The sequence below is a fragment of the Klebsiella sp. 2-CIP_Kleb. genome, assembly GCF_050378715.1.
In the GTDB taxonomy this organism is placed as follows: Bacteria; Pseudomonadota; Gammaproteobacteria; order Enterobacterales; family Enterobacteriaceae; genus Klebsiella; species Klebsiella quasipneumoniae.
In genome coordinates, this window is sequence record NZ_JBNRLG010000002.1 from 423,207 (window position 1) to 442,494 (window position 19,288).

17 protein-coding genes are annotated in these 19,288 nt (G+C 57.9%); 5 read left to right on the top strand and 12 right to left on the bottom strand.

Going from position 1 to position 19,288, the window contains the following annotated elements; translation table 11 throughout:
- Positions 1-133 precede the first annotated feature (133 nt).
- Complete coding sequence (locus ACQUTP_RS09960) at positions 134-1,390, top strand: mechanosensitive ion channel family protein (RefSeq protein WP_057213890.1); 1,257 nt, start codon at positions 134-136, stop codon at positions 1,388-1,390.
- Here the strand turns inward: ACQUTP_RS09960 and ACQUTP_RS09965 are convergent.
- A complete protein-coding gene (locus ACQUTP_RS09965) occupies positions 1,387-2,280 on the bottom strand; it encodes a LysR substrate-binding domain-containing protein (RefSeq protein WP_004885684.1) in 894 nt (297 codons plus the stop codon). The two genes, ACQUTP_RS09960 and ACQUTP_RS09965, sit on opposite strands and share 4 nt — an antisense overlap.
- Before the next feature lie 253 nt (positions 2,281-2,533).
- On the opposite strand from ACQUTP_RS09965, the gene ACQUTP_RS09970 reads away from it, so the two are divergent.
- Positions 2,534-3,139 (top strand): glutathione S-transferase family protein, encoded by a 606-nt coding sequence (locus ACQUTP_RS09970; RefSeq protein WP_004885688.1) that lies wholly within the window; start codon positions 2,534-2,536, stop codon positions 3,137-3,139.
- A 62-nt stretch (positions 3,140-3,201) separates the two neighbouring features.
- On the opposite strand, the gene ACQUTP_RS09975 is transcribed toward ACQUTP_RS09970, so the two are convergent.
- Genes ACQUTP_RS09975 through ACQUTP_RS09990 form a run of 4 tightly spaced genes read right to left on the bottom strand, consistent with a single transcriptional unit; the run spans position 3,202 to position 7,942 of the window.
- Positions 3,202-4,701, bottom strand: coding sequence for an FGGY family carbohydrate kinase (locus tag ACQUTP_RS09975; protein ID WP_062914500.1), 1,500 nt, complete (start codon positions 4,699-4,701; stop codon positions 3,202-3,204).
- Positions 4,702-4,715: 14 nt separating this feature from the next.
- Complete coding sequence (locus ACQUTP_RS09980) at positions 4,716-6,134, bottom strand: L-fucose/L-arabinose isomerase family protein (RefSeq protein WP_004885694.1); 1,419 nt, start codon at positions 6,132-6,134, stop codon at positions 4,716-4,718.
- A gap of 34 nt (positions 6,135-6,168) precedes the next feature.
- Positions 6,169-7,119 (bottom strand): transketolase family protein, encoded by a 951-nt coding sequence (locus tag ACQUTP_RS09985; protein WP_049116388.1) that lies wholly within the window; start codon positions 7,117-7,119, stop codon positions 6,169-6,171.
- Positions 7,112-7,942: a transketolase gene (locus ACQUTP_RS09990; protein WP_004885699.1), complete on the bottom strand. Its 831-nt coding sequence runs from the start codon at positions 7,940-7,942 to the stop codon at positions 7,112-7,114. The genes ACQUTP_RS09985 and ACQUTP_RS09990 overlap by 8 nt, the downstream gene beginning before the upstream one ends.
- 311 nt (positions 7,943-8,253) lie before the next feature.
- Here ACQUTP_RS09990 and ACQUTP_RS09995 point away from each other — a divergent pair, with 311 nt between their 5' ends.
- Positions 8,254-9,204, top strand: coding sequence for a sugar-binding transcriptional regulator (locus ACQUTP_RS09995; protein WP_004885703.1), 951 nt, complete (start codon positions 8,254-8,256; stop codon positions 9,202-9,204).
- Here ACQUTP_RS09995 and ACQUTP_RS10000 read toward each other — a convergent pair.
- The 7 genes from ACQUTP_RS10000 to fepA form a co-directional block, all read right to left on the bottom strand.
- Entirely contained in the window at positions 9,194-10,177 is a 984-nt protein-coding gene (locus tag ACQUTP_RS10000) for an Rpn family recombination-promoting nuclease/putative transposase (RefSeq protein ID WP_048296995.1), read from the bottom strand. The two genes, ACQUTP_RS09995 and ACQUTP_RS10000, sit on opposite strands and share 11 nt — an antisense overlap.
- A 153-nt stretch (positions 10,178-10,330) precedes the next feature.
- The gene (locus tag ACQUTP_RS10005; RefSeq protein WP_004885708.1) at positions 10,331-11,419 is read right to left on the bottom strand and encodes an ABC transporter permease; all 1,089 of its coding nucleotides are present in this window, start codon (positions 11,417-11,419) and stop codon (positions 10,331-10,333) included.
- 1 nt (position 11,420) lies between these two features.
- On the bottom strand, positions 11,421-12,947 hold the full coding sequence (locus ACQUTP_RS10010) for a sugar ABC transporter ATP-binding protein (RefSeq protein WP_044521535.1): 1,527 nt from the start codon (positions 12,945-12,947) through the stop codon (positions 11,421-11,423).
- Positions 12,947-13,555: a DUF2291 family protein gene (locus ACQUTP_RS10015; RefSeq protein ID WP_167875406.1), complete on the bottom strand. Its 609-nt coding sequence runs from the start codon at positions 13,553-13,555 to the stop codon at positions 12,947-12,949. Before ACQUTP_RS10015 ends, ACQUTP_RS10010 begins: the two co-directional genes overlap by 1 nt.
- Positions 13,556-13,565: 10 nt before the next feature.
- Positions 13,566-14,507, bottom strand: coding sequence for a D-ribose ABC transporter substrate-binding protein (locus tag ACQUTP_RS10020; protein ID WP_004178959.1), 942 nt, complete (start codon positions 14,505-14,507; stop codon positions 13,566-13,568).
- A gap of 117 nt (positions 14,508-14,624) precedes the next feature.
- A complete protein-coding gene (entD, locus tag ACQUTP_RS10025; protein ID WP_151628494.1) occupies positions 14,625-15,284 on the bottom strand; it encodes an enterobactin synthase subunit EntD in 660 nt (219 codons plus the stop codon).
- Between the two features lie 66 nt (positions 15,285-15,350).
- Positions 15,351-17,579 carry a siderophore enterobactin receptor FepA gene (gene fepA / locus ACQUTP_RS10030; RefSeq protein ID WP_017899050.1) on the bottom strand — a complete coding sequence of 743 codons (2,229 nt, stop codon included), beginning with the start codon at positions 17,577-17,579 and terminating at the stop codon, positions 15,351-15,353.
- Positions 17,580-17,838: 259 nt separating this feature from the next.
- Between fepA and fes the strand changes: the two genes are divergently transcribed.
- Entirely contained in the window at positions 17,839-19,047 is a 1,209-nt protein-coding gene (fes, locus tag ACQUTP_RS10035; RefSeq protein ID WP_285755643.1) for an enterochelin esterase, read from the top strand.
- Positions 19,048-19,074: 27 nt separating this feature from the next.
- On the top strand, positions 19,075-19,278 hold the full coding sequence (locus ACQUTP_RS10040; RefSeq protein ID WP_017899052.1) for an MbtH family protein: 204 nt from the start codon (positions 19,075-19,077) through the stop codon (positions 19,276-19,278).
- Positions 19,279-19,288 lie beyond the last annotated feature (10 nt).

A 19,288-nucleotide genomic window follows, 5' to 3' on the forward strand; every position in this document is an offset into this window, starting at 1 on the left:
ATGATTAGCGGCGGTGCGCGCATGGACGTTACGCTAAGCGATATGCCATGATGCGGATTGATTAACTTTTTCCAATATATGCCCTTGTGATAAAGCAGTTAGCGAAATGGCATAGTTATTCAGGCGATAAAGCATGGCGTATGTGAATCATCTACTGACGTTTATTGAGAGTAATCCGGCGCTGGCGGTGGGATTTAACCTTATTCTGCTGCTGCTCTCCGGCATATTTGCCCACCTTTTATGCAAGTTCTTGCTGATTAAAGTGGTGCGTAAGGTCTTCTTTAGTAGCCATAAACAGGACGTGCCGCTGGAGAAGGATCGACGCATCGCCGAAAAGCTGTCCAATTTCATTCCGGTTATTATCGTCTATTACGTTCTGCAGTTTATGCCGGCGATGCCGGCATCGCTGGTGACGGCGATTAATACCGTCTGCGGGATCTTGTTTTTTATTTTTATGTCGGTGTTTTTCAACGAGATGCTGGATATTGTCAACAGCTCTTATCTGCGAAAAACCAAACGTAAAAATCATTCCATTAAGGGCTATATCCAGATAGGCAAAATCTTAGTTCACATCCTGGCGGCGATTATGATCCTCGCCGTGATGTCGAATAAATCGCCGATTATTATTATCTCCAGTTTGGGGGCGGTGGCGGCGGTACTGATGATCGTGTTCCAGCATACCCTGCTGTCGCTGGTGGCGAACGTTCAGCTGTCGTCCAACGACGTGCTCCAGCTGGGGGACTGGATTGAAATGCCTGACAAGAACCTCAGCGGCGAGGTGACGGATATCGCGCTGCACACCATTACCATCCGCAACTGGGACAATACCATCTCCCGTATTCCCACCAAGAATTTCCTCACCGAGACCTATACCAACTGGCAGGCGATGTTCTCCTCCGGGGCGCGGCGGATCATGCGCAGTATCGCCATCGATCAGCACTCGGTGCGTTTTCTCGACCAGGAGATGCTCTCCTCGATGCTGGCCATCCGCGGGGTGAATGAGCCTTTGACCACGTTGCTTGACGGCCGGGATCCCGGCGGCGTGGCGGACCGCTGGTTTGTCGATAACGGCCTGACCAACCTGACTCTGTTTCGCCACTACCTGATGCACTATCTCGCCGAGCGGCCGGATATTATTAAGGAGATGTACATTGTGGCGAGAACGCTGAAACCGTCGCCGTCGGGTATCCCACTGGAGATTTACTGCTTCACCTCCTCGACGCTGTGGAAAGACTACGAAAACACCCAGTCGGCGATATTTGAGTACATTACCGCGGTGGCCGGGCAGTTCTCCCTGCGCCTCTATCAGTATCCCGCCGGGCACGATTTCTGGCGTCTCTCCCAGGAGCACGCCGCCCGGGCTGGCCTGCCGCCGTCGGCCGAAGGCTAAGCGCTGATCTGCTGGCGCCAGAGGGCGATCTCCTCTTCCAGCCAGGCGATGAACCGGGCGATTTCCGGCCGGTTCTCCGCCTGCGGGGAGACGGTCAGCCAGTAGTGCCAGGGGTAGGGGACGGTGACGGCGGTGAGCTGCACCAGCTCGCCGCGGGCTATGGCTCCCGCCACCAGCGAGCGCCGCTCCAGCGCCACGCCGGCCCCCAGGCGAACCGCCTCCAGCACCAGGTTGGAGTCGTTCAGGCGCAGGCCCGCGGGGACGATGGTCTTTTCCAGCCCCGCCTGGCTGCACCAGGCGTGCCACGACTCCATGGAAAAAACGATATCGCTGGCGGCGATCGCCTGCGGGGTGGTCGGCAGGTCGCCGCCGCGATAGTGCGGCGCGGCCACCACCAGCTGTTCATCGGCAAACAGATGCCGGCTTTCCATCCCCTCCCAGTCGCCTTGCCCCATGCGAATGGCCAGATCGATACCCTCCTGCTGCAGGTTGACTACCGCCAGACTGGTCAGCAGGCGCACCGCGATCTGCGGATGTCGCGCCTGAAAGCGCGCCAGCCGCGGCAGCAGCCAGTGGCAGCCAAAGGAGGGGAGGGTCGCCAGGGTCAGTTCCATGGTGCGGGGTTTGATCTGCACCATCCGCGTGGCGTCGGCGATGTGCTGTAACGCCTCGCGGATTTGCAGGGCATAGAGCCGCCCCTCTTCCGTAATGCGCACCCCGCGGCCGTGGCGGACAAACAGTGAGACGCCGACCAGGGCTTCCAGCTGTTTGATGTGCTGGCTGACCGCCGAATGGGTCACGCTCATTTCGTGGGCGGCCTGCGTCACGCTGCCGAGGCGCGCCACCGCCTCAAAGCTGCGCAGGCTGGCGACAGGGGGAAAATCTGCCATGGTGATCTCTCAGTCAGTGAGTCGATACGTTAACGTTACTACCGGGTTAGCGGGTTTTATAGCCGCCGTGAACAGGCTGTCGAGGGGATGCAGGCTGTCTCAGTCGGTATAGCACAGGGGAGACCGGCGGACTACCCCGTGGCGCCAGTTTGTTAGTTTTCCTAACCATTGCGGTAAGCATCCCCTGATATTCGCGGGGCGGGTTTTCCAGTAAGGTAAGCCAGCAACCCCTTTATCGCAGGCAGGAGTGACGATGAAACTCATTGGTATGATGGATTCACCTTATGTAAGACGCGTGGCGGTTTCTCTGGCGCTCTATGGCGTGGAATTCGAGAGCCTGCCGCTATCGGTTTTTAGCGGCTTTGACGAATTCTCCCGTATTAATCCGGTGGTCAAGGCACCGACGGTGATTCTTGATAACGGGACGCAGCTGATGGACTCCACGCTGATCCTCCATTATTTCGAAACGGCCAACCCCGCCGGGCGTCGGCTGCTTCCCGCTCATCCCGAGGCGCTGGCCCACGACCTGCACCTGCTGGGGGTGATCCTCGCCGCCAGTGAAAAAGCGGTCCAGCATGTTTATGAGCACCGTCTGCGGCCGGAAGAGAAGCAGCATCAGCCGTGGATAGCCCGGGTGACCGGCCAGCTGCTCGCCGCCTGTCGGGAATGGGACGCCCGGCTGGCAGACCGCGCTGTCGCCGCGCATCCGGACCAGGTGATGGTCACCAGCACGGTGGTCTGGTCCTTTATCCAGTTGATGATCCCGGCGGTGGTGCCGGCAGCGGAGTTTGCGCATATTCGCGCGCTGGCGCAGAAGGGGGAGGCGCTGCCGGCGTTTCAACAGTATCCGCTGAGTTAACGGCGGGGATGGCGCGTTGGATTGCAGCCGGACGAAGACGTTATCGCCCGGCTGGGTTGCGCTCAGCGTCTTGCCAGCGTCACCGCGTGTTGCCAGGACTGCCATCGCTGCACAAGCCGATGATGCCGGAGCGGGTCTGGCGCATAAGTGATGTGTTCTGGCAAAAAGGGCTGAAGCTCTGCCACCGTCAGCTTGTGCAACGCTTTACGCGCCAGCAGTGCCGCACCGGTCGCTGACAGCTCGGCCACATCGCTGCGCATCACCGGACAACCCAGCAGGTCGGCCTGGTACTGCATTAACCAGTCGTTTTTGGTGGGGCCCCCATCCACCAGCAGCGTGTTGAGCGTAAAGCCATGATGGGCACGCATCGCAGTGATTACATCGGCAATCTGGTAGGTAATAGACTCGAGCGCGGCACGAATGAGATGGGCACGCTTCACCCCCCGGCTTAACCCATGGATCAGTCCGCGGGCATTCTCGTCCCACCAGGGCGCCCCCATGCCGGTGAGGGCAGGTACAAAAAAGACGCCTAAGGTGGAGTCTACCGAGCGAGGCAGAGCATTCAGCGCCTGGGCCAGCTCAACGGGAGAGAGTTCGCTCAAGCCCGTACTGTCGGCCATCCACGCCACCGCATCGCCAGTATGGGGAATATTCCCCTCCAGTGCATAGACCAGCTTTTCTCCGTCGTGCCAGGCCACCGTGGTGGCGAGATTGCTGACGTGACACGCCACCGAATCGACGGGCGCCATCACCGAGGTTCCTGTACCGTAAGTAGCTTTAACGCAACCGGCGGCGCCCAGACCGTGGGCGAAAAGGGCGGCATGTGAATCGCCAATCATCGCCATTACCGGGATCCCATCAGGGAGGGTGGCTAAACCAGCGGTGTAACCAAAAAGGCCGCTCGATGGTTTTATCACCGGGAGTGCTGCACGCGGAATGCCAAACAGGGCGAGCATATCGGTATCCCAGTCCGCTGTTTGCAGATTCATGAGCTGCGTACGAGACGCGTTCGCGTAATCACAACAAAATTGCTGGCTTTGCGTCAGGTGCCAGAGTAGCCAGCTATCCACCGTACCGAGGCAAATCTCGCCATCTTTCGCCCGGTTGAGGCCATCCGGCGTGTGGTCCAACAGCCAGCGCATTTTCGAGGCGGAAAAGAGCGGGGCGATTGGCAGACCGGTTACCGCCTTGATCTGCGGCTCATGGCCTTGTTCACGCAGCGAGCGGCAAAATGTGGCGCTACGTGAACATTGCCAGCTCAGGGCGGGCGCTATGGCCTCGCCCGTTTCCCGATACCAGCCCACGACGGTTTCGCGCTGGTTGCTGATCGCCAGGGCCGCCACACGCTCCGCGCCAACAGCGGCCACTGTGCGAGAAATCACCTCCAGCGACGCGGCAAGCAGAAGCTCCGCTGACTGTTCTACCCATCCTTCCTGAGGCGTAGCGATCTCAAGCGCGCGGGAAAATTGCGCGATTACCCGCCCGTGGCTATCGAAGGCAACGGCTTTGGCATTGGTCGTGCCCTCATCGAGGGCAATAATAATATCCTTGTTTACCGACATAGCGGCCTCCGGCCTTACTGGTGGAGATAGGTCGACACGCCCAGGTATCGCGTAAACGCCTCGTGCAGAATTGAAGCACTGGCAGAATGGTTCATCGCGACATGGTGCTCAAAGCCGTTACGGCAGATCCACGACAGCAGATTTTCCAGGTGGGGAACCTGAATGACCGCCCGACAGCCTACCGTATCCAGGGGATCGTCAACCGATTGGCCTTCGCCGACGTAGGCCTTGATTTCGCCAGTCAGGTCGTCAGTGCTGAGGCGAAAATAGGTCAGCGCGCCGCTTTTCATGCGACCATGCACGGCACCGCAGGTGTTTTCTTTGCCGACGGTGGTGCCGATAATATCGGCCGTTCCCATGTGCGGCGACTCGAGACTGGCCGAGGCAAAGTTCCCGCAATGGAACAGCACACATTTATCGCGATCGTCGCCGAAGTTATTATTCCAGTCCGCGATCGAGGCGGGGCTCAGGTTGCTGCTGGCGAGTGCATACATGGAGAGCGCGCCCATGACATCGACTTCACAGGCGCTTGGCATCAGTTGTCCGGACATCACGCTCATGATGGAGCAGACGTTAATCCCCAGATTTTCCTGTAGCGAGGTCCAGCACTGAATCGCGGTGGTGTCGATATCGTTGGCAACAATCCACTCGCTCAGGACCACAAACAGTTTTGCCATAGTGATCAGTTTATCTGCCGGAATACCGCTGGCGTCGGCATTATCGATCAGCAGGCGGCGCTTCTCATCCACACGAATATCGTCATCACGCAGGCACTTAATCCGGGTAAATACCTCGGATAGATCTAACGTTTCCACTGCGATGCCCAAACGTTCGAGCAGTTTTTCGCTGTAGCGCACGGTGTTAAAGCCCGCAGGACGGGCGCCAATCGCGCCAACGCGTACACCGCGCATACTGTTTACCACGCGACATATCTGCGTGAAGCGCCGGAGATCCTGCTCAAACACCTCGCCGCTAAGTGCGCAAACGTGCTGGGTGGTCAGCGTAAACGGGATACCGTACTGGCGCAGGTTGTTGCAAAGGGAAATTTTGCCGCAGAAGCTATCGCGGCGCGTCGACAACCCCATTTTATCCAGATTATCCTCTTCGGCCTGAATAAGCACCGGGACGTTGAGACCGGAGAGGCGCAGCGTCTCGGCGATGGCTTTTTCATCACCAAAGTTGGGTAACAGCACCACGACACCGTGAATGTTGTCGCGGTGGGTGCGGAACAGCTCGGCGCAAATTTTGGCATCCTGCCGGGTTTCCACGCCACCCAGTTCCGTCTGGGATGGATCAAGCATAATGGTGTTAATCCCAAGGCGGCTAAACAGGGCTACCGCCTGTTCGCGCGCTTCGGCGACCAGATAGCTGGGGAAAAATCCCCGATTGCCAATAATGACGCCCATGGTGAGTTGTTGAGGAATACGGGACATTGCGTTCTCTCCAGTAAGATGTTCTTGTTATTTTTCAGGATGCTTTTTTTGTGTGCAGCTTGCGGGCGTACTTCGTCACCCCGGCGGCATCGATTTCATGGCGCGCGCGCGTGGCGGCGCGATCGGCGGCAATGGCGTATTGCCCGTCAGGGATACCTAAGCGTTTCAACGGGATAGCGCATCCGGCCTCGGCCAGCACTTCCGCCACCAGACTCCCGACGCCGCCGTTGACGTTGTGTTCTTCCACCGTGATCGCGACCGGACAGGACTGTATTGCCTTTAGTAGCGCCTGGGTATCACAAGGACGAATAGATGGGACACTGATAACGGTGGCGTCAATACCTTCTGCAGCGAGTTGTGCGGCGGCTTCCACTATTTCATGTACCGTTGAGCCCATAGCAACCAACGCAACATCACGCCCCGAACGCAGCACATCAATGTTGCCCGGAATAAACCGGTAATGTTCGTCATGCAGTTCCGGTAGCGCTTTACCATCGAGGCGGATATACACTGGCCCGATGTGGGCAAGGGCATAATCGATAATCTGTCGGCACTCGCCGGGACTGGACGGCGCGTAAATTTCAATATTGCCAAAACCGCGCAGAACGGCGATATCGTCAATGCTATGGTGAGTGCTGGCCAGCGGACCGTAGCTGGCGCCCGCGTTCAGCCCGAACAGTTTGACGTTGGTGTTGTTGTAGCAAACGTCGACCTTAATCTGCTCATTGGCACGTGAGATAAGGAATGGCGCCGCGTTGCAGGTCACGGCCACTTTACCCCCCAGCGCCAGGCCGGCGGCAGCGCCAACCAGCGTCTGCTCGGCGATGCCGACGTTGACCAGCCGGCCAGGGAATCTTTTGATAAATGGGGCAATTTTCGCCGTTGAGGTGGAGTCAGCCACTACTGGCACCAGATCCACGCCGCGGTCTACGGCATCAATAAAGGCATTCACCATCACCGTGGCGAGATGTTCGCTATTACTCATCTTTCAGTTCCTCCAGCGCCAGTTCAATTTCTTCTCCTTTCGGTACCCGGTGATGCCACTCGGGCCTTCCCTGAATAAATGAAATACCTGCGCCTTTGGTGGTATTGGCAATCACGACGTGTGGTTTCCCGTTCGGCTGCAAGCGCTCAAGGGTGGCGACCACCTCCGCCATATCGTTGCCGTTGCACTGTGTGACCTCCATGCCGAAAGCGCGCCATTTTTCATCCAGCGGGTCGGTATTCATGATCTCTTTGGTCGCACCGGCCAGCTGCAGATTATTTTTGTCGTTGATAATAATAAGGTTATCCAGCTGGTAGTGGGCGGCGACCAGCGCGGCCTCCCAGTTGCTGCCCTCCGCCAGTTCGCCATCGCCGGTGACGACAAATACGCGACGCGGGTTGTTATCGCGTTTCGCTGCCAGCGCAATGCCTACCGCCACGGGCAGACCATGGCCCAATGCGCCGGTATTGAGCTCAATACCCGGCGTCTTGTGCTTCACCGGATGTCCAGGCAGATGCGAGTCGGCGTGTTGATAGGTTGCCAGCCAGTCAAGGGGGATAAAGCCTGCCTCGGCCAACACGCAGTAGTAACCGCCGACAGCGTGCCCCTTCGATTGAATATAAATATCGCGCTCGTCGCTCTTTTCTAGCGCAGGAGAGCAGTTAAGGATGCGAAAGTAGAGGGCGGTCAGAAGTTCGACTTGTGACAAATCTGCACCGGTGTGGCCGCCTGCCGGGCTTTCCGCATTTAAGACGATGATGCGGCGGCGGATGGCGCGTGCTTTTTGTTCTAACTCCTTAACGGAGAGTGAAAACGGATTCATAAAACACCTCTTGAAAGTAAATTCTTGTATGAATAAATATTCCAGCAGGGTAAAAAAACACTTTCCATCCTGACTACCTTTTATCGTCGACAAAACAAAGTATTAATAAGTGATTGAATATATATTCACTACTGATTTATTATTCACATAGGTAAGATATGCCCTGCGACGGGGTTTGTCCACGATTTGTACGGCCTATTTTCTAAAAAAGGAGAAAACGATCACATTTGGATCGTCGGGAAAAGGGCGCTGCGCTTGTTATCTATTCAATGATGCATAAAAATAACGAGCAGAAAACAGAGGGGAATGCCATGTCGAAGCAGGATGAACAGCGGTTGCTGGTGAAGATCGCCACGCTTTACTACAGCGAGAATAAAAAGCAGTCCGAGATCGCCTCGCTGCTGCATCTGTCCCAGTCTTTTGTTTCACGGGCGCTTACCCGCTGCCAGAAAGAGGGGCTGGTGAAAATTACCGTAGTCCAGCCGACAAACATTTTTGTCGATCTGGAAAAGGCGATTGAGGAGCGTTTTGGCATTCGACAAGCGATAGTCGTGGATGTGGGCGAGAATGCCAGTTACAGCCAGGTAAAGCATGCCATCGGCAGCGCGGCGGCGCACTATGTCGAAACGCGGCTGCGGCCGGAAGACCTCGTGGGTATCTCGTCCTGGAGCAGTACGATCCGCTGCATGGTGGATGAGATGCATCCGCAGAACATTCGCGCCGCCGGGGTGATTCAGCTGTTGGGCGGCGTCGGTCCCAACGGCAACGTGCAGGCTACCATTTTAACCCAGCAGCTGGCGGCGCATTTAGGCTGCCCGGCGTGGCTGTTGCCGTCGCAGAGTATTGAGCATTCCGTGGAGGAGCGCAGCCGTCTGGTAAACAGCCCGGACGTCGCGGCGGTGGTGGCGAAATTTGCCGAAGTGGATGTGGCCATCGTCGGTATTGGTGAACTGGAGCCTTCTCAGCTGCTGAAAAACTCCGGTAACTATTATAATGAAAGCATGCTCCAGCTGCTGGCGGAGCGCGGCGCGGTGGGGGATATCTGCCTGCATTACTATGATGCGGCGGGCAAACCGGTACTGAGCCAGGATGAGGATCCGGTGATCGGGATGGAGCTTGAGCAAATTCGTCGCTGTCCGCAGGTGATTGCGCTGGCCGGCGGCGTGGACAAAGAGAACGCCATCCGCGGCGCGTTGCAGGGCGACTATATTGATGTCCTGATCACCGACTTCCCGACCGCGCGCGCGTTAATTAAGGGCTAAGCGGGGGTGGAGACTGGCGTGCTTGGCGTGCCAGCGTCGCCAGTTCGTCCGCGCTGAGGCGAGTCATCCGCAACACGGTTTCAGTGTCCATACCGTTCTCTAACATCATCAGCGCGATGCGGCAGGCTTCGCGATGCTCACCCGCCTGTAAACCTTCCTGAAGCCCCTCTTGCTGGCCTTGCTGTAACCAGCGTTGTTTTCCCTCTTCGCGACCTTTCTGCTTCAGGTACTCGGCAATCGTCATCAGGGTATCCTCATATTGCGGCAGACGTTCGACCAACTGGTCGATAAAGTTATCCGGGTCGGCGCTATTACCATGCAGCGACATATAGGTAAATAACGTTTTGAACTGCTGGTGGTCAGTGTATCCCATCAGCACCACCTCCACCAACTGCTGGAGGATATGGCTAAGATCGCGTTGACGGATGTGTTTCTGGACCAGTTCCAGAAGCGCGATCCGCCGATGCTGTAATATGGCGTCGTCGGGAATATCGGTCACATCGACGAGCGGAAAGGCCCCGAGATAAAGCTGTTTTGCCGGTGAGTCAGGTGGAAACTCATCCAGCCAGCACAGTGAAAAGGGATAGGGAGAAATGCTGCCATGATAAAACAGCATGGGAATTACCAGCGGCAGCGCTTTATGGCCGCGATCAAGATGCTGTTGCATGGCCGCGAGGGCATAGCGCAGGAGTCTGAATGCCATATGGCTGTCCGGGGTGCTCTGATGCTCAATGACCACATAGATATAGCCCTCTCCCTTGCTGGTCTGCAGAGAGTAGAGAATATCGGAATAGCTGGCGCGCAGGTTGTCCTCAACAAAGCTCCCGGATTCCAGGTGCAGAGTGCTTAAGTCGCACAGTTGCCGCAGCGCGGGCGGCAGATGAATATCCAGAAAATCGCGTGCGGTTTCGCTGTCGCGCAGAAAGCGCTTAAACAGACTGTCGTGCGGGGTCGAGTGAGGACGTTTTTTCATGGCTTCCTTGCCTGGCAGAGCAGAGTGGCGGGATGCTACCACCGCTTGCTGTCGGGCAGGATTTTTCGATGAGGTTTTGCGAAGCGCCTCGGAGAAAGGCGCATCGTGAGTCAGTCTCGCCTCCTGTGGTCTGAGCCACAGGAGGTCTTGCGGTTACTTATTCTCCATGACCGCTTTCTGGGCGACCACCGCCGCCTTCTGCTGCATCCGGTTTTGCATCTGATCGATAATGACCGCCACAATAATCACGATCCCTTTGATGACCATCTGCCAGAACTCGCTCACCCCCATCATCACCAGCCCGTCGGCGAGAAAACCGATGACAAACGCACCAATCAGCGTACCCAGGATGGTTCCCCGGCCGCCGGCCAGTGATGTTCCGCCCAGTACGACGGCGGCGATAGCATTCATCTCAAAAGCGGTACCGTTAGCCGGATGGCTGGCCAGCAGCTGCGCGGAGACCACTATCCCGGCAATGGCGGCGCAAAAACCGGACAGCGTGTAGACCAGCACTTTAATTTGCTTCACTTTCACGCCGGAGAGCTCGGCGGCGCGCTCGTTGTCACCGATCGCGTAAACATGGCGGCCAAAGGGCAAACGCCGCGCGATATAGGCGATGATCAGCGCCAGCAGGATCATCAGCCAGATGGCCCACGGGATGCCAAAGAGCGCACCTGCGCCAATTTCATCGAAACCCGTGTTGCCCAGCTGCGGATTGCCCGCGAGCCCGGGGAAGGTTTGGCCATCAGAGGTCAGCATCGCGGCTCCGCGGAGCACATACATGGTACCGAGGGTGCAGATAAACGGCGCCACATTGTAGCGGGTAATGATCCAGCCATTAACGGCGCCAATCAGCGCGCCTATCAGCAGCACCAGGGGCACAATGACCCACACGCTTGGAAAAATGGCGATGCCGAACATCGGCAAGACGATCCCTTTGGTGATAAGCCAGCCGGCTATCATTCCGCAGAGACCGAGCGTAGCGCCAATCGAAAGGTCGATACCGGCAGTGATAATGACAAAGGTGATCCCCAACGCCAGAAAGGCGTTAATCGCAATGTGTTTAATCATAATCACCATGCTGCCAGCGGATAAAAAACCGGGCACGGTCATCGTGAAGAAGCCGACAATCAGGAACAGCGCGATAAAGGTGCGCAGTTTTAATAACAACAGCAGGATATTTTCACGGGAGAGAGAGGCTCCGCCGCGCGGCGCCAGTGCGACCGATTGTGTCATTTTCATCTTAGAACCCCTGAGCGCTTGCTGAAACCAGCGCCGACTCTTCGGCCTGGTCACGAACGATATCGGCGGTCAGTTTGCCGCCTGACATCACCAGGATACGGTCAGAGACCGCCATGATTTCTTTTAAATCGGAGGTGGAGAACACCACTGCCATTCCCTGCTGCGACAATTGCACCATCATGCGAAACACATCCCCCTTGGCGCCGATGTCGATTCCGCGCGTAGGCTCGTCAAGAAACAGCACCTTCGGATTGGTTAACAGCGAACGGCCAATAACCACCTTTTGCTGATTGCCGCCGCTGAGCGCCTGGATCTCGACCTCTGGTGATGAGACCTTAATGGAGAGATTGCCAATCGTGCTGGCGACGACGGCCTCTTCCTTTTTAGTGGCAATGGTTAACCCGCGCTGAAGACGACGCCACAGGCTGGCAATGGTCAGATTGCTGGCGACTGACGAGATGGGAAAAATCCCGGTCCGCTTACGATCTTCCGGCACCAGACTCATGCCCATGCGGATACGTTCGGCCGTGGTTAACCGCTGGGGAACCGGTTTGCTGTCCAGCCAGATCTTGCCAAAGTAGTGGCGCGCTGTCCCCAGCAGACATTCAAACAGCTCGGTTCGCCCGGCGCCCATCAGACCGTAGATCCCAATAATTTCACCGGCATGTGCTTTAAAACTGACGTTATCCACCACCGTATTGCCCGCGGCATTCACGCAGGTCAGGTTCTCCACTTCCAGCAGTGGGGCGCCGAAGCGGCGATCCGGGGGAAGAAAATGGCTTACCGGATCGCTGCCCAGCATTTCACGGACGATCCATGGCACATCAATTTCACTCACCCTAGCCTCCGCCTGGAATTTGCCGTCACGCAGTATGGTAATGACGTCGCCGATGGCCATCAGCTCCTCCAGACGGTGTGAGATGTAGATAATGGACACCCCCTGACGCGTCAGTTCGCGGATGACCCGAAACAGGATATCCACCTCGGTTTTGCTTAAGGCTGAAGTGGGCTCATCAAGGATCAGAATGTCCGCATTTTCCGCCAGCGCTTTGGCTATTTCGACCAACTGCTGCTGACCGACCTTCAGGTTACCCACCAGCTCCCGCGGCGAGATCGGCTGATCGAGTCGCTGCAACAGCTCCGCGGCTTGTCGTTCCTGCTCTGCTTCGTTAATTGGCGTCAGCCCGCGCTGTAGCTCGCGACCAAGAAAGATATTTTCCGCGACGCTAAGATTTTCAAACAGGTTCAGCTCCTGGTGGACCATACCAATGCCGTGGGCGGCGGCCTCGCGGGTGCTGGAGAAATGGACTATGTTGCCGTTGAGCTCCATTTCACCCAGGCTCGGCTGTTGCACACCGGCGAGAATTTTCATGAGCGTTGATTTACCGGCGCCATTTTCGCCGATGATCACGTTAACTTTGCCGCGCCAGACGTTGTAGTCGACGTTATCCAACGCCACCGTGCCGGGGAACAACATCGAAATACCACGGGTGCGTAAAATGATATCCTCTGCGGGTGAACTGGCCATCAGCGCACCTCCTGTTTTAGCTGAAGAGCGGCCGCATCCTGCAGACTGCCGTTAATAACCGTGACCGCAAAGAGAATATCGACAGGCTTGCCTGTCCAGCTCGCGTCCACTTTCGGCAACTGTTTAATAGCCTCTCGATTGTAGGCGCGTGAAAGCTGCGCAAACTGCACCTGGTTGGTAAAGTCTTCAAATTTGAAACCGCTGGCATCGCGGATGGCATTGCCTCGCATGACAGGACCTAATTGCACGACCAACGGCTGGCCGTGTAGCGTAAGTTTGAGCTTTTGCTCGCGTGGGTTGCCGACGTCAATCCCGGTCACCTCGCTGTTCAGGTGGACAAAGACGCTCTGTGGCGTAGCGCCAGACGCCTGGCGCACTTTTTCCAGCGCAGTCGCGTCCAGCGCATGTTGGTTCGCTGCGTCAATCACACGAGATTGCCAGGTTTGTTGCGCGATCTGCTGCGGGGTGAGATGGTCGAAGCTGGGTTTCGCGTTCGGGTCGGCAGGCAGCACTGGCTTGCCATTCTCATCTAAGTCCACCACCGTGCAGGCCGTCAGCAACAGGGCGGCGCAGCCCATCATCACGGCGCCCCATTGTTTTAACCGCATCATTTCCGCCTTACTCGCTGAGGTTGAACATGTTGAGTTTTTTCGCATTGCCACTATCGATGAGGATGCAGTCCATCAACTGCTTCTCTTCTTTCTGGGCTTTCCCGTTCTTGAGGAAAAAGTCCGCCTGTTCCACGGCCATTTGCGCCTGCTTCCAGCCAGGCTGGAGAACCGTGGCTTTAATGTTGCCCTGCTTGAGTATCGAGTCGCGCGTGTAGTCGCTGCCGTCGAAGCCGACGACAATCACGTCGTTTTTACCTGCGGCTTTCAGCGCCGCTTCCGCCCCCAGCGCCATGGTATCGTTGCCGGAAATCACACCGACGATATCCGGATTCGTCTGCAGAATAGCTTCCATACGGGTAAAGGCTTCCGTCTGGCTCCAGTTCGCCGTCTGCTGGGCGACCATTTTCATTTCCGGATAGTCGTCCAGCACATCGTGATAACCCTGCGAGCGGACGCTGGCGTTGGTGTCGGACTGACGACCTAACAGTTCGACATACTTGCCTTTACCGTTGAGGAGGCTGGCGAATTTTTCTGCGCCAAGCTGGGCGCCCTGATAGTTGTTAGAGACGATCTGCGCCACGGCGACGCCGGTTTTATTGATCTCTCTGTCGATTAAAAATGCCGGCACACCTGCCGCTTTTGCTTTTTCCAACGGGCCGACGGTGGCATCCGCGCCAGCGTTATCCAGGATGATGGCTTTGGCTTTCCGCGCAATAGCCGTTTCAATCAATTGGTTTTGTTTGTTGACGTCATCGTCGTGCGAGGCGACCAGGGTGCTGTAACCCAGCTCTTTCGCTTTCGCCGCTGCGCCGTCAGCCTCGGCTTTAAAGAACGGATTATCATGTGAAGGGGTAATGATTGCGATCAGGCCATTATCGGCGGCGAAAAGTGAGCCAGATGCGGCCATCATGGAGGCAAACAGAACAGACTTTATCAGGGTAGTTTTCATTATTATCTCTGCATTGAATATATATTCAACAATGATTTATTATTCAATGTAACCATAAAGCGGACAGCCAGAACTGTCTACGGTTTGCACAGGTAATTTCTTAAAAAGCGAAAAGGATCACGCTTCGCGAGGCGGGCAGGTACAGGTAATAACGAAATCGTCTTTTATCAGATGGTTGATTTGCAAGGTGAAATGAGCAAGCTGTACGGAGAAGCTGGCGGTAAAACGTAAATGGATCTGCTGCGCAGTGAGTGCCACAATCCGGGCGCTGTGGAAGCCGGGCAGGGCTAAAGCGTGAGAGGACCAGGCCTTAAACCCACTCTCTTTCGCCGAAAACGCCAGCGTCAGCGCCAGCGGGAAGGGCAGGCCGCTGTGTAACAGCACCTTTTTTTCCACCTCGTTGATAATGCTGCTCTCCAGCTCCGCCGCCAGCGGTGGCGTAAACTGGCGCTCGATATCGACGCCCACCGGCCGGTCAGTCACTACCGCCAGCGCGCGCTGGCCGCAGTGGCTGATGCTGCCGAACCAGGGCGCGGGCCACAGCGGCTGGCGCCGATCGCCGATGGCGGGAGGCTGTTTTTCCCCGACCTCGCGCAGGGCGTACACCGCGGCGATGCGCCCGGCCAGGTGCTCCGCCTGCCGCTTGCGGCCCCAGCCGCTCAGGCTGGCGTGGTAGGGCAGCCACAACAGATCTTCAGGCTGGAAAGTCGCCGGGTCGAAATCGATCTGCTGCAGCGTATAGCCGGCCAGCGGCAGGGTGGCGTGATGGATGCGCATAGGGCAAGAATACCGTGGTTGTCCCCGCCCTTTATCCTGCAAGGGCGGGGCAGGGAGAACCCGCTATCAGAAGTGGGTGTTGACGCTCAGGTACCAGGTGCGGCCCGATTCGTTGTAGGTCTCGGCGCCGGCGCCGTACATCGTGCCGGTGGCACCCCCAGTGGTCTGGGCGTTGCCCGCGCGCCAGTGGCGCTTGTCGAAGACGTTATCCACGCCGCCGGTCAGACTGACGTATTTGGTGACGTCCCAGGTCGCGCTCAGGCCGAGGATGCTGTAGGGGCTGACCTCGTTCTTCTCGCTGCCGGTAACCGGTTGACCCTTATAGTTGTACTTCTTCGGCTCCTGTTTGCCGTACCAGGTAAAGGTCGATTGCAGCGAAACATCATCGCGTACCTGCCAGCTCAGCGTGGAGTTTAGCGTGTATTCCGGGATAATCGACAGACGATCGCCGGTCTCTTTGTTCTTACTCTGCAGCATATAGGTGATGTTGTTGGTCCAGTTGACGGTCTCGCTCACCGGGACGTTGAGCGTGCCTTCCAGGCCTTCCACTACCGCTTTCGGCACGTTTTCCCACTGGTAGAGATCGGTACCTTTACCGTTTTGATAGACCGGGGCATAGCCTGCCTCAATCTTGTTGCGGTAATCGTTGCGGAACCAGGTCACGCCCGCCAGCCAGCCGTCGCGTTTAAACTCAAGGCCAATCTCTTTGTTGATGCTGGTCTCGGCTTTTAAATCTTCATTCCCCTGCAGATAGCAGCCGTCTTTGCTGGCGTAGCAGCCCTGGCCTTTGCTGTAGAGAATGTAGTTCGGGTTGGTCTGATACAGGCTCGGCGCTTTATAGGCGCGGGCGATGCCCATCTTCAGCGTGAAGTCGTCCCACAGCCCTTGGGACAGGTTAAGGGACGGACTCCAGTTGTTGCCGACGATGCTGTGGTGATCGAAACGCAGCGCCGGGGTCAGCATGGTGGTGTCGGTCAGCTCCATGTTGTTCTCAGCGAACAGGGAGAAGATCTCCGCCTGCGAGTACGGGCTGCGGCCGGTGCTGTCGTAGCCCGGAATTTCTCCTCCCGACAGCGCCTGGGTGTTGGAGGCATTATCCTTCATCCGCTGCTGGTTCCACTCGCTGCCCAGCGTCAGGTTCTGATTAACCAGATAGTCGAACGGGATGCTGACTTCGCTGTGCAGCATCACATCCGCCAGATCGATATCGGTGAACTGGTTGCTGTTGAAGATCCCCTCGGTACCCCCGGCCAGACCTTCGCCTTTGCGCGAGTTGCGGGTGCGTTCGTACTGCGCCCAGTTGCTGGTGGTCACGCCGTTGTCCCAGGCGCCGTTCCAGGTGACCGAGTAGGTGTTGCGGTACAAACGGTTGGTCTCTTTGCCGTAGTTCTCTTTCACCAGGTCGTTGGAGTTGGTGTTCTGAGTGTCGCCGGCATAGAGGTTCCCCTGGCGGCTGTAGCCGGCCTCAAACTCCAGCGACTGCATCGGGGCGAATTCCCAGCGCACCAGACCATCGATGTTTTTATTTTTTACCCCTTCGCGCCCGGCCGGCAGGGTGTCGGCATAGATCCCGGTGCGTTCGGACTGATGACCCTGGTTGATGTCCCAGGCGTCGGCCTGCGTTTTGTCGAGGTTACCGAACAGGCGGAAGCTGAAATCGCCGCCCAGCGGGCCGCTGAGGCTGAAGTTGGTGCGCTTGGTGGAGCCTTCGTCTTTGTGCTCCGGGGCGTTCATATAGGTGTTCCAGGAGCCGTGCCACTCATCGCCGGTTTTTTTGGTGATGATATTCACCACGCCGCCGGCGGCGCCGTTACCGTAGCGGGCGGCGGCCGGGCCGCGAATCACTTCGATGCGTTCGATCATCTCCGGCGGCACCCAGCTGGTGTCGCCGCGGGTGTCGCGCTCGCCGCGCCAGCCGAGACGCACAGAGTTGCGGCTGGTGACCGGCTTGCCGTCGATCAGGATCAGGGTGTTTTCCGGGCCCATGCCGCGGATATCAATCTGGCGGTTATTGCCGCGCTGGCCGCTGGTGGAGTTGCCGGTCAGGTTGACCCCCGGCATGGTGCGAATGATCTCCGAGACGTCGCGCGCCGGCGGACGCTTGCGGATCTCATCGGCGGTGATGGTGGAGACGCCCGGCGCCTGCAGGTTCTGCTCGGCGGCGGTGACCACCATGGTCTCTTCCGCGGCGCTGTTTTTATCGTCGGTGGCGGTTTCCGCTGCGCTTAACGGAAAAGCAACCCCGTAAATTCCCAGATTGACCAGCAAGGCCAGGGATTTGATCCTGTTATTCATTGTTATTCCTGCTTTTTTGTCGCCACGTTCCCCAAACGCCCCTTCCCACCGGGAGGGGAGGCGGCATAAATGTTGCCGGAAGAGGGCAAAGGCACTCCGTCGCTAGCTGAATAAGCTCTCTTCGACATGTGTTGTGAAAGACGCGCTTCCCACGGCGCGCTAATACGCTATTGCAAATGCAAATAGTTATCAATAATATTATCAATAAAGAATGACAATTAATTAAAAAAGTCACGCGATACATAGGGTTAATGACAGAATGTTAACGACAGGAAGCGAGGAGTGGTGGCGAACCCTGCAGGGTCCGCAGTCCCGGGCGGTGGATGACGCCATCGAGGTGACGTTCTGGTGGCGGGATCCGGCAGGGGATGAAACGCGTTCTCCACGCCGTCGGGTATGGCTCTATATCACCGGCGTGACCGACCACCATCAAAATGCGCGGCCGCAATCGCTGCAACGTCTGCCCGGGACCGACGCCTGGTGCTGGCGAACCACGCTGTCGCCGACCTGGCGCGGCAGCTACTGCATTATTCCTTCCGACCGTGACGATGATTTTTCCCCTGAGGTGTTCAGCGCTGATAAGCCGGACCGCGCGCTGCTGCGCGAAGGCTGGCGCAAACTGCTGCCGCGGGCGATAGCCGATCCGCTGAACCCGCACAGCTGGCGGGGTGGACGCGGCCATGGGGTCTCGGCTCTGGAGATGCCGCAGGCGCCGGCGCAGCCCGGCTGGGACCAGCTTAATGCAGCGCATTCTCCCGCTCGTTGCCTTGAGTGGCGCAGCGCGCGTCTGGGCAACCATCGCCGGGTCTGGATCTACACCCCCGGCGAGGCCGTCGATCCGCAAACACGGCCGCTGGCGATCCTGCTTGACGGCCAGTTCTGGGCCGAAAGCATGCCGGTGTGGTCGCCGCTGGCCGCGCTGACCCGCGAGGGGGAACTGCCGCCGGCGGTCTACCTGCTGATCGACGCGATCGATAACCAGCGCCGCGGGGTTGAGCTGCCCTGTCATCGCGATTTCTGGCTGGCGGTGCAGGAGGAGCTTCTGCCCCTGGTCCGCGGCCATGCCCCGTTCAGCGACCGCCCGGATCGGACGGTGGTGGCCGGGCAAAGCTTCGGCGGCCTGGCGGCGATGTTCGCCGCCCTCAACTGGCCGCAGCGCTTTGGCTGCGTGCTCAGCCAGTCAGGCTCCTACTGGTGGCCGCATCGCGATGGCCGCGGGGAGGGCTTTATCGGCGAACGTCTGCGCCAGGGCGAGGCGTCCGCGGCCGGGCTGCGCATCTGGCTGGAGGCGGGCCAGCGTGAACCGATTATTTTTCGCGCCAACCAGGCGCTGCTGGCGCAACTCACCACCACGCAGCAGACAATTTTCTGGCGTCAGGTTGACGGCGGGCATGATGCGCTCTGCTGGCGAGGCGGGCTGACGGCAGGGCTTATCCAGCTCTGGCAGCCGCTGCTGTCGCCCCCTTAGCACAGCGCTTTACGACAGGAGTTTGATATGCAATTCAGTAACCCCTTCGACAATCCGCAAGGGCAGTTTTACATTCTGCGCAATGATCAGCAGCAGTACAGCCTGTGGCCGGGGCACTGCGCGCTGCCTGCCGGATGGACGGTAGTGTGCCCTCCGCAGTCGGTTGAGGCGTGCAACGCCTGGCTGGCGGCTAACTGGCCGACACTGACCCCCGCTCATCATGCGGCATAAGGAGCTGACC

What these genes read in the sequence shown, in the direction of transcription:
- ACQUTP_RS09960 (WP_057213890.1), top strand. Translation starts at nt 134, where the DNA reads ATGGCGTATGTGAATCATCTACTGACGTTTATTGAGAGTAATCCGGCG.
- ACQUTP_RS09965 (WP_004885684.1), bottom strand. Translation starts at nt 2,280, where the DNA reads ATGGCAGATTTTCCCCCTGTCGCCAGCCTGCGCAGCTTTGAGGCGGTG.
- ACQUTP_RS09970 (WP_004885688.1), top strand. Translation starts at nt 2,534, where the DNA reads ATGAAACTCATTGGTATGATGGATTCACCTTATGTAAGACGCGTGGCG.
- ACQUTP_RS09975 (WP_062914500.1), bottom strand. Translation starts at nt 4,701, where the DNA reads ATGTCGGTAAACAAGGATATTATTATTGCCCTCGATGAGGGCACGACC.
- ACQUTP_RS09980 (WP_004885694.1), bottom strand. Translation starts at nt 6,134, where the DNA reads ATGTCCCGTATTCCTCAACAACTCACCATGGGCGTCATTATTGGCAAT.
- ACQUTP_RS09985 (WP_049116388.1), bottom strand. Translation starts at nt 7,119, where the DNA reads ATGAGTAATAGCGAACATCTCGCCACGGTGATGGTGAATGCCTTTATT.
- ACQUTP_RS09990 (WP_004885699.1), bottom strand. Translation starts at nt 7,942, where the DNA reads ATGAATCCGTTTTCACTCTCCGTTAAGGAGTTAGAACAAAAAGCACGC.
- ACQUTP_RS09995 (WP_004885703.1), top strand. Translation starts at nt 8,254, where the DNA reads ATGTCGAAGCAGGATGAACAGCGGTTGCTGGTGAAGATCGCCACGCTT.
- ACQUTP_RS10000 (WP_048296995.1), bottom strand. Translation starts at nt 10,177, where the DNA reads ATGAAAAAACGTCCTCACTCGACCCCGCACGACAGTCTGTTTAAGCGC.
- ACQUTP_RS10005 (WP_004885708.1), bottom strand. Translation starts at nt 11,419, where the DNA reads ATGAAAATGACACAATCGGTCGCACTGGCGCCGCGCGGCGGAGCCTCT.
- ACQUTP_RS10010 (WP_044521535.1), bottom strand. Translation starts at nt 12,947, where the DNA reads ATGGCCAGTTCACCCGCAGAGGATATCATTTTACGCACCCGTGGTATT.
- ACQUTP_RS10015 (WP_167875406.1), bottom strand. Translation starts at nt 13,555, where the DNA reads ATGCGGTTAAAACAATGGGGCGCCGTGATGATGGGCTGCGCCGCCCTG.
- ACQUTP_RS10020 (WP_004178959.1), bottom strand. Translation starts at nt 14,507, where the DNA reads ATGAAAACTACCCTGATAAAGTCTGTTCTGTTTGCCTCCATGATGGCC.
- entD (WP_151628494.1), bottom strand. Translation starts at nt 15,284, where the DNA reads ATGCGCATCCATCACGCCACCCTGCCGCTGGCCGGCTATACGCTGCAG.
- fepA (WP_017899050.1), bottom strand. Translation starts at nt 17,579, where the DNA reads ATGAATAACAGGATCAAATCCCTGGCCTTGCTGGTCAATCTGGGAATT.
- fes (WP_285755643.1), top strand. Translation starts at nt 17,839, where the DNA reads ATGTTAACGACAGGAAGCGAGGAGTGGTGGCGAACCCTGCAGGGTCCG.
- ACQUTP_RS10040 (WP_017899052.1), top strand. Translation starts at nt 19,075, where the DNA reads ATGCAATTCAGTAACCCCTTCGACAATCCGCAAGGGCAGTTTTACATT.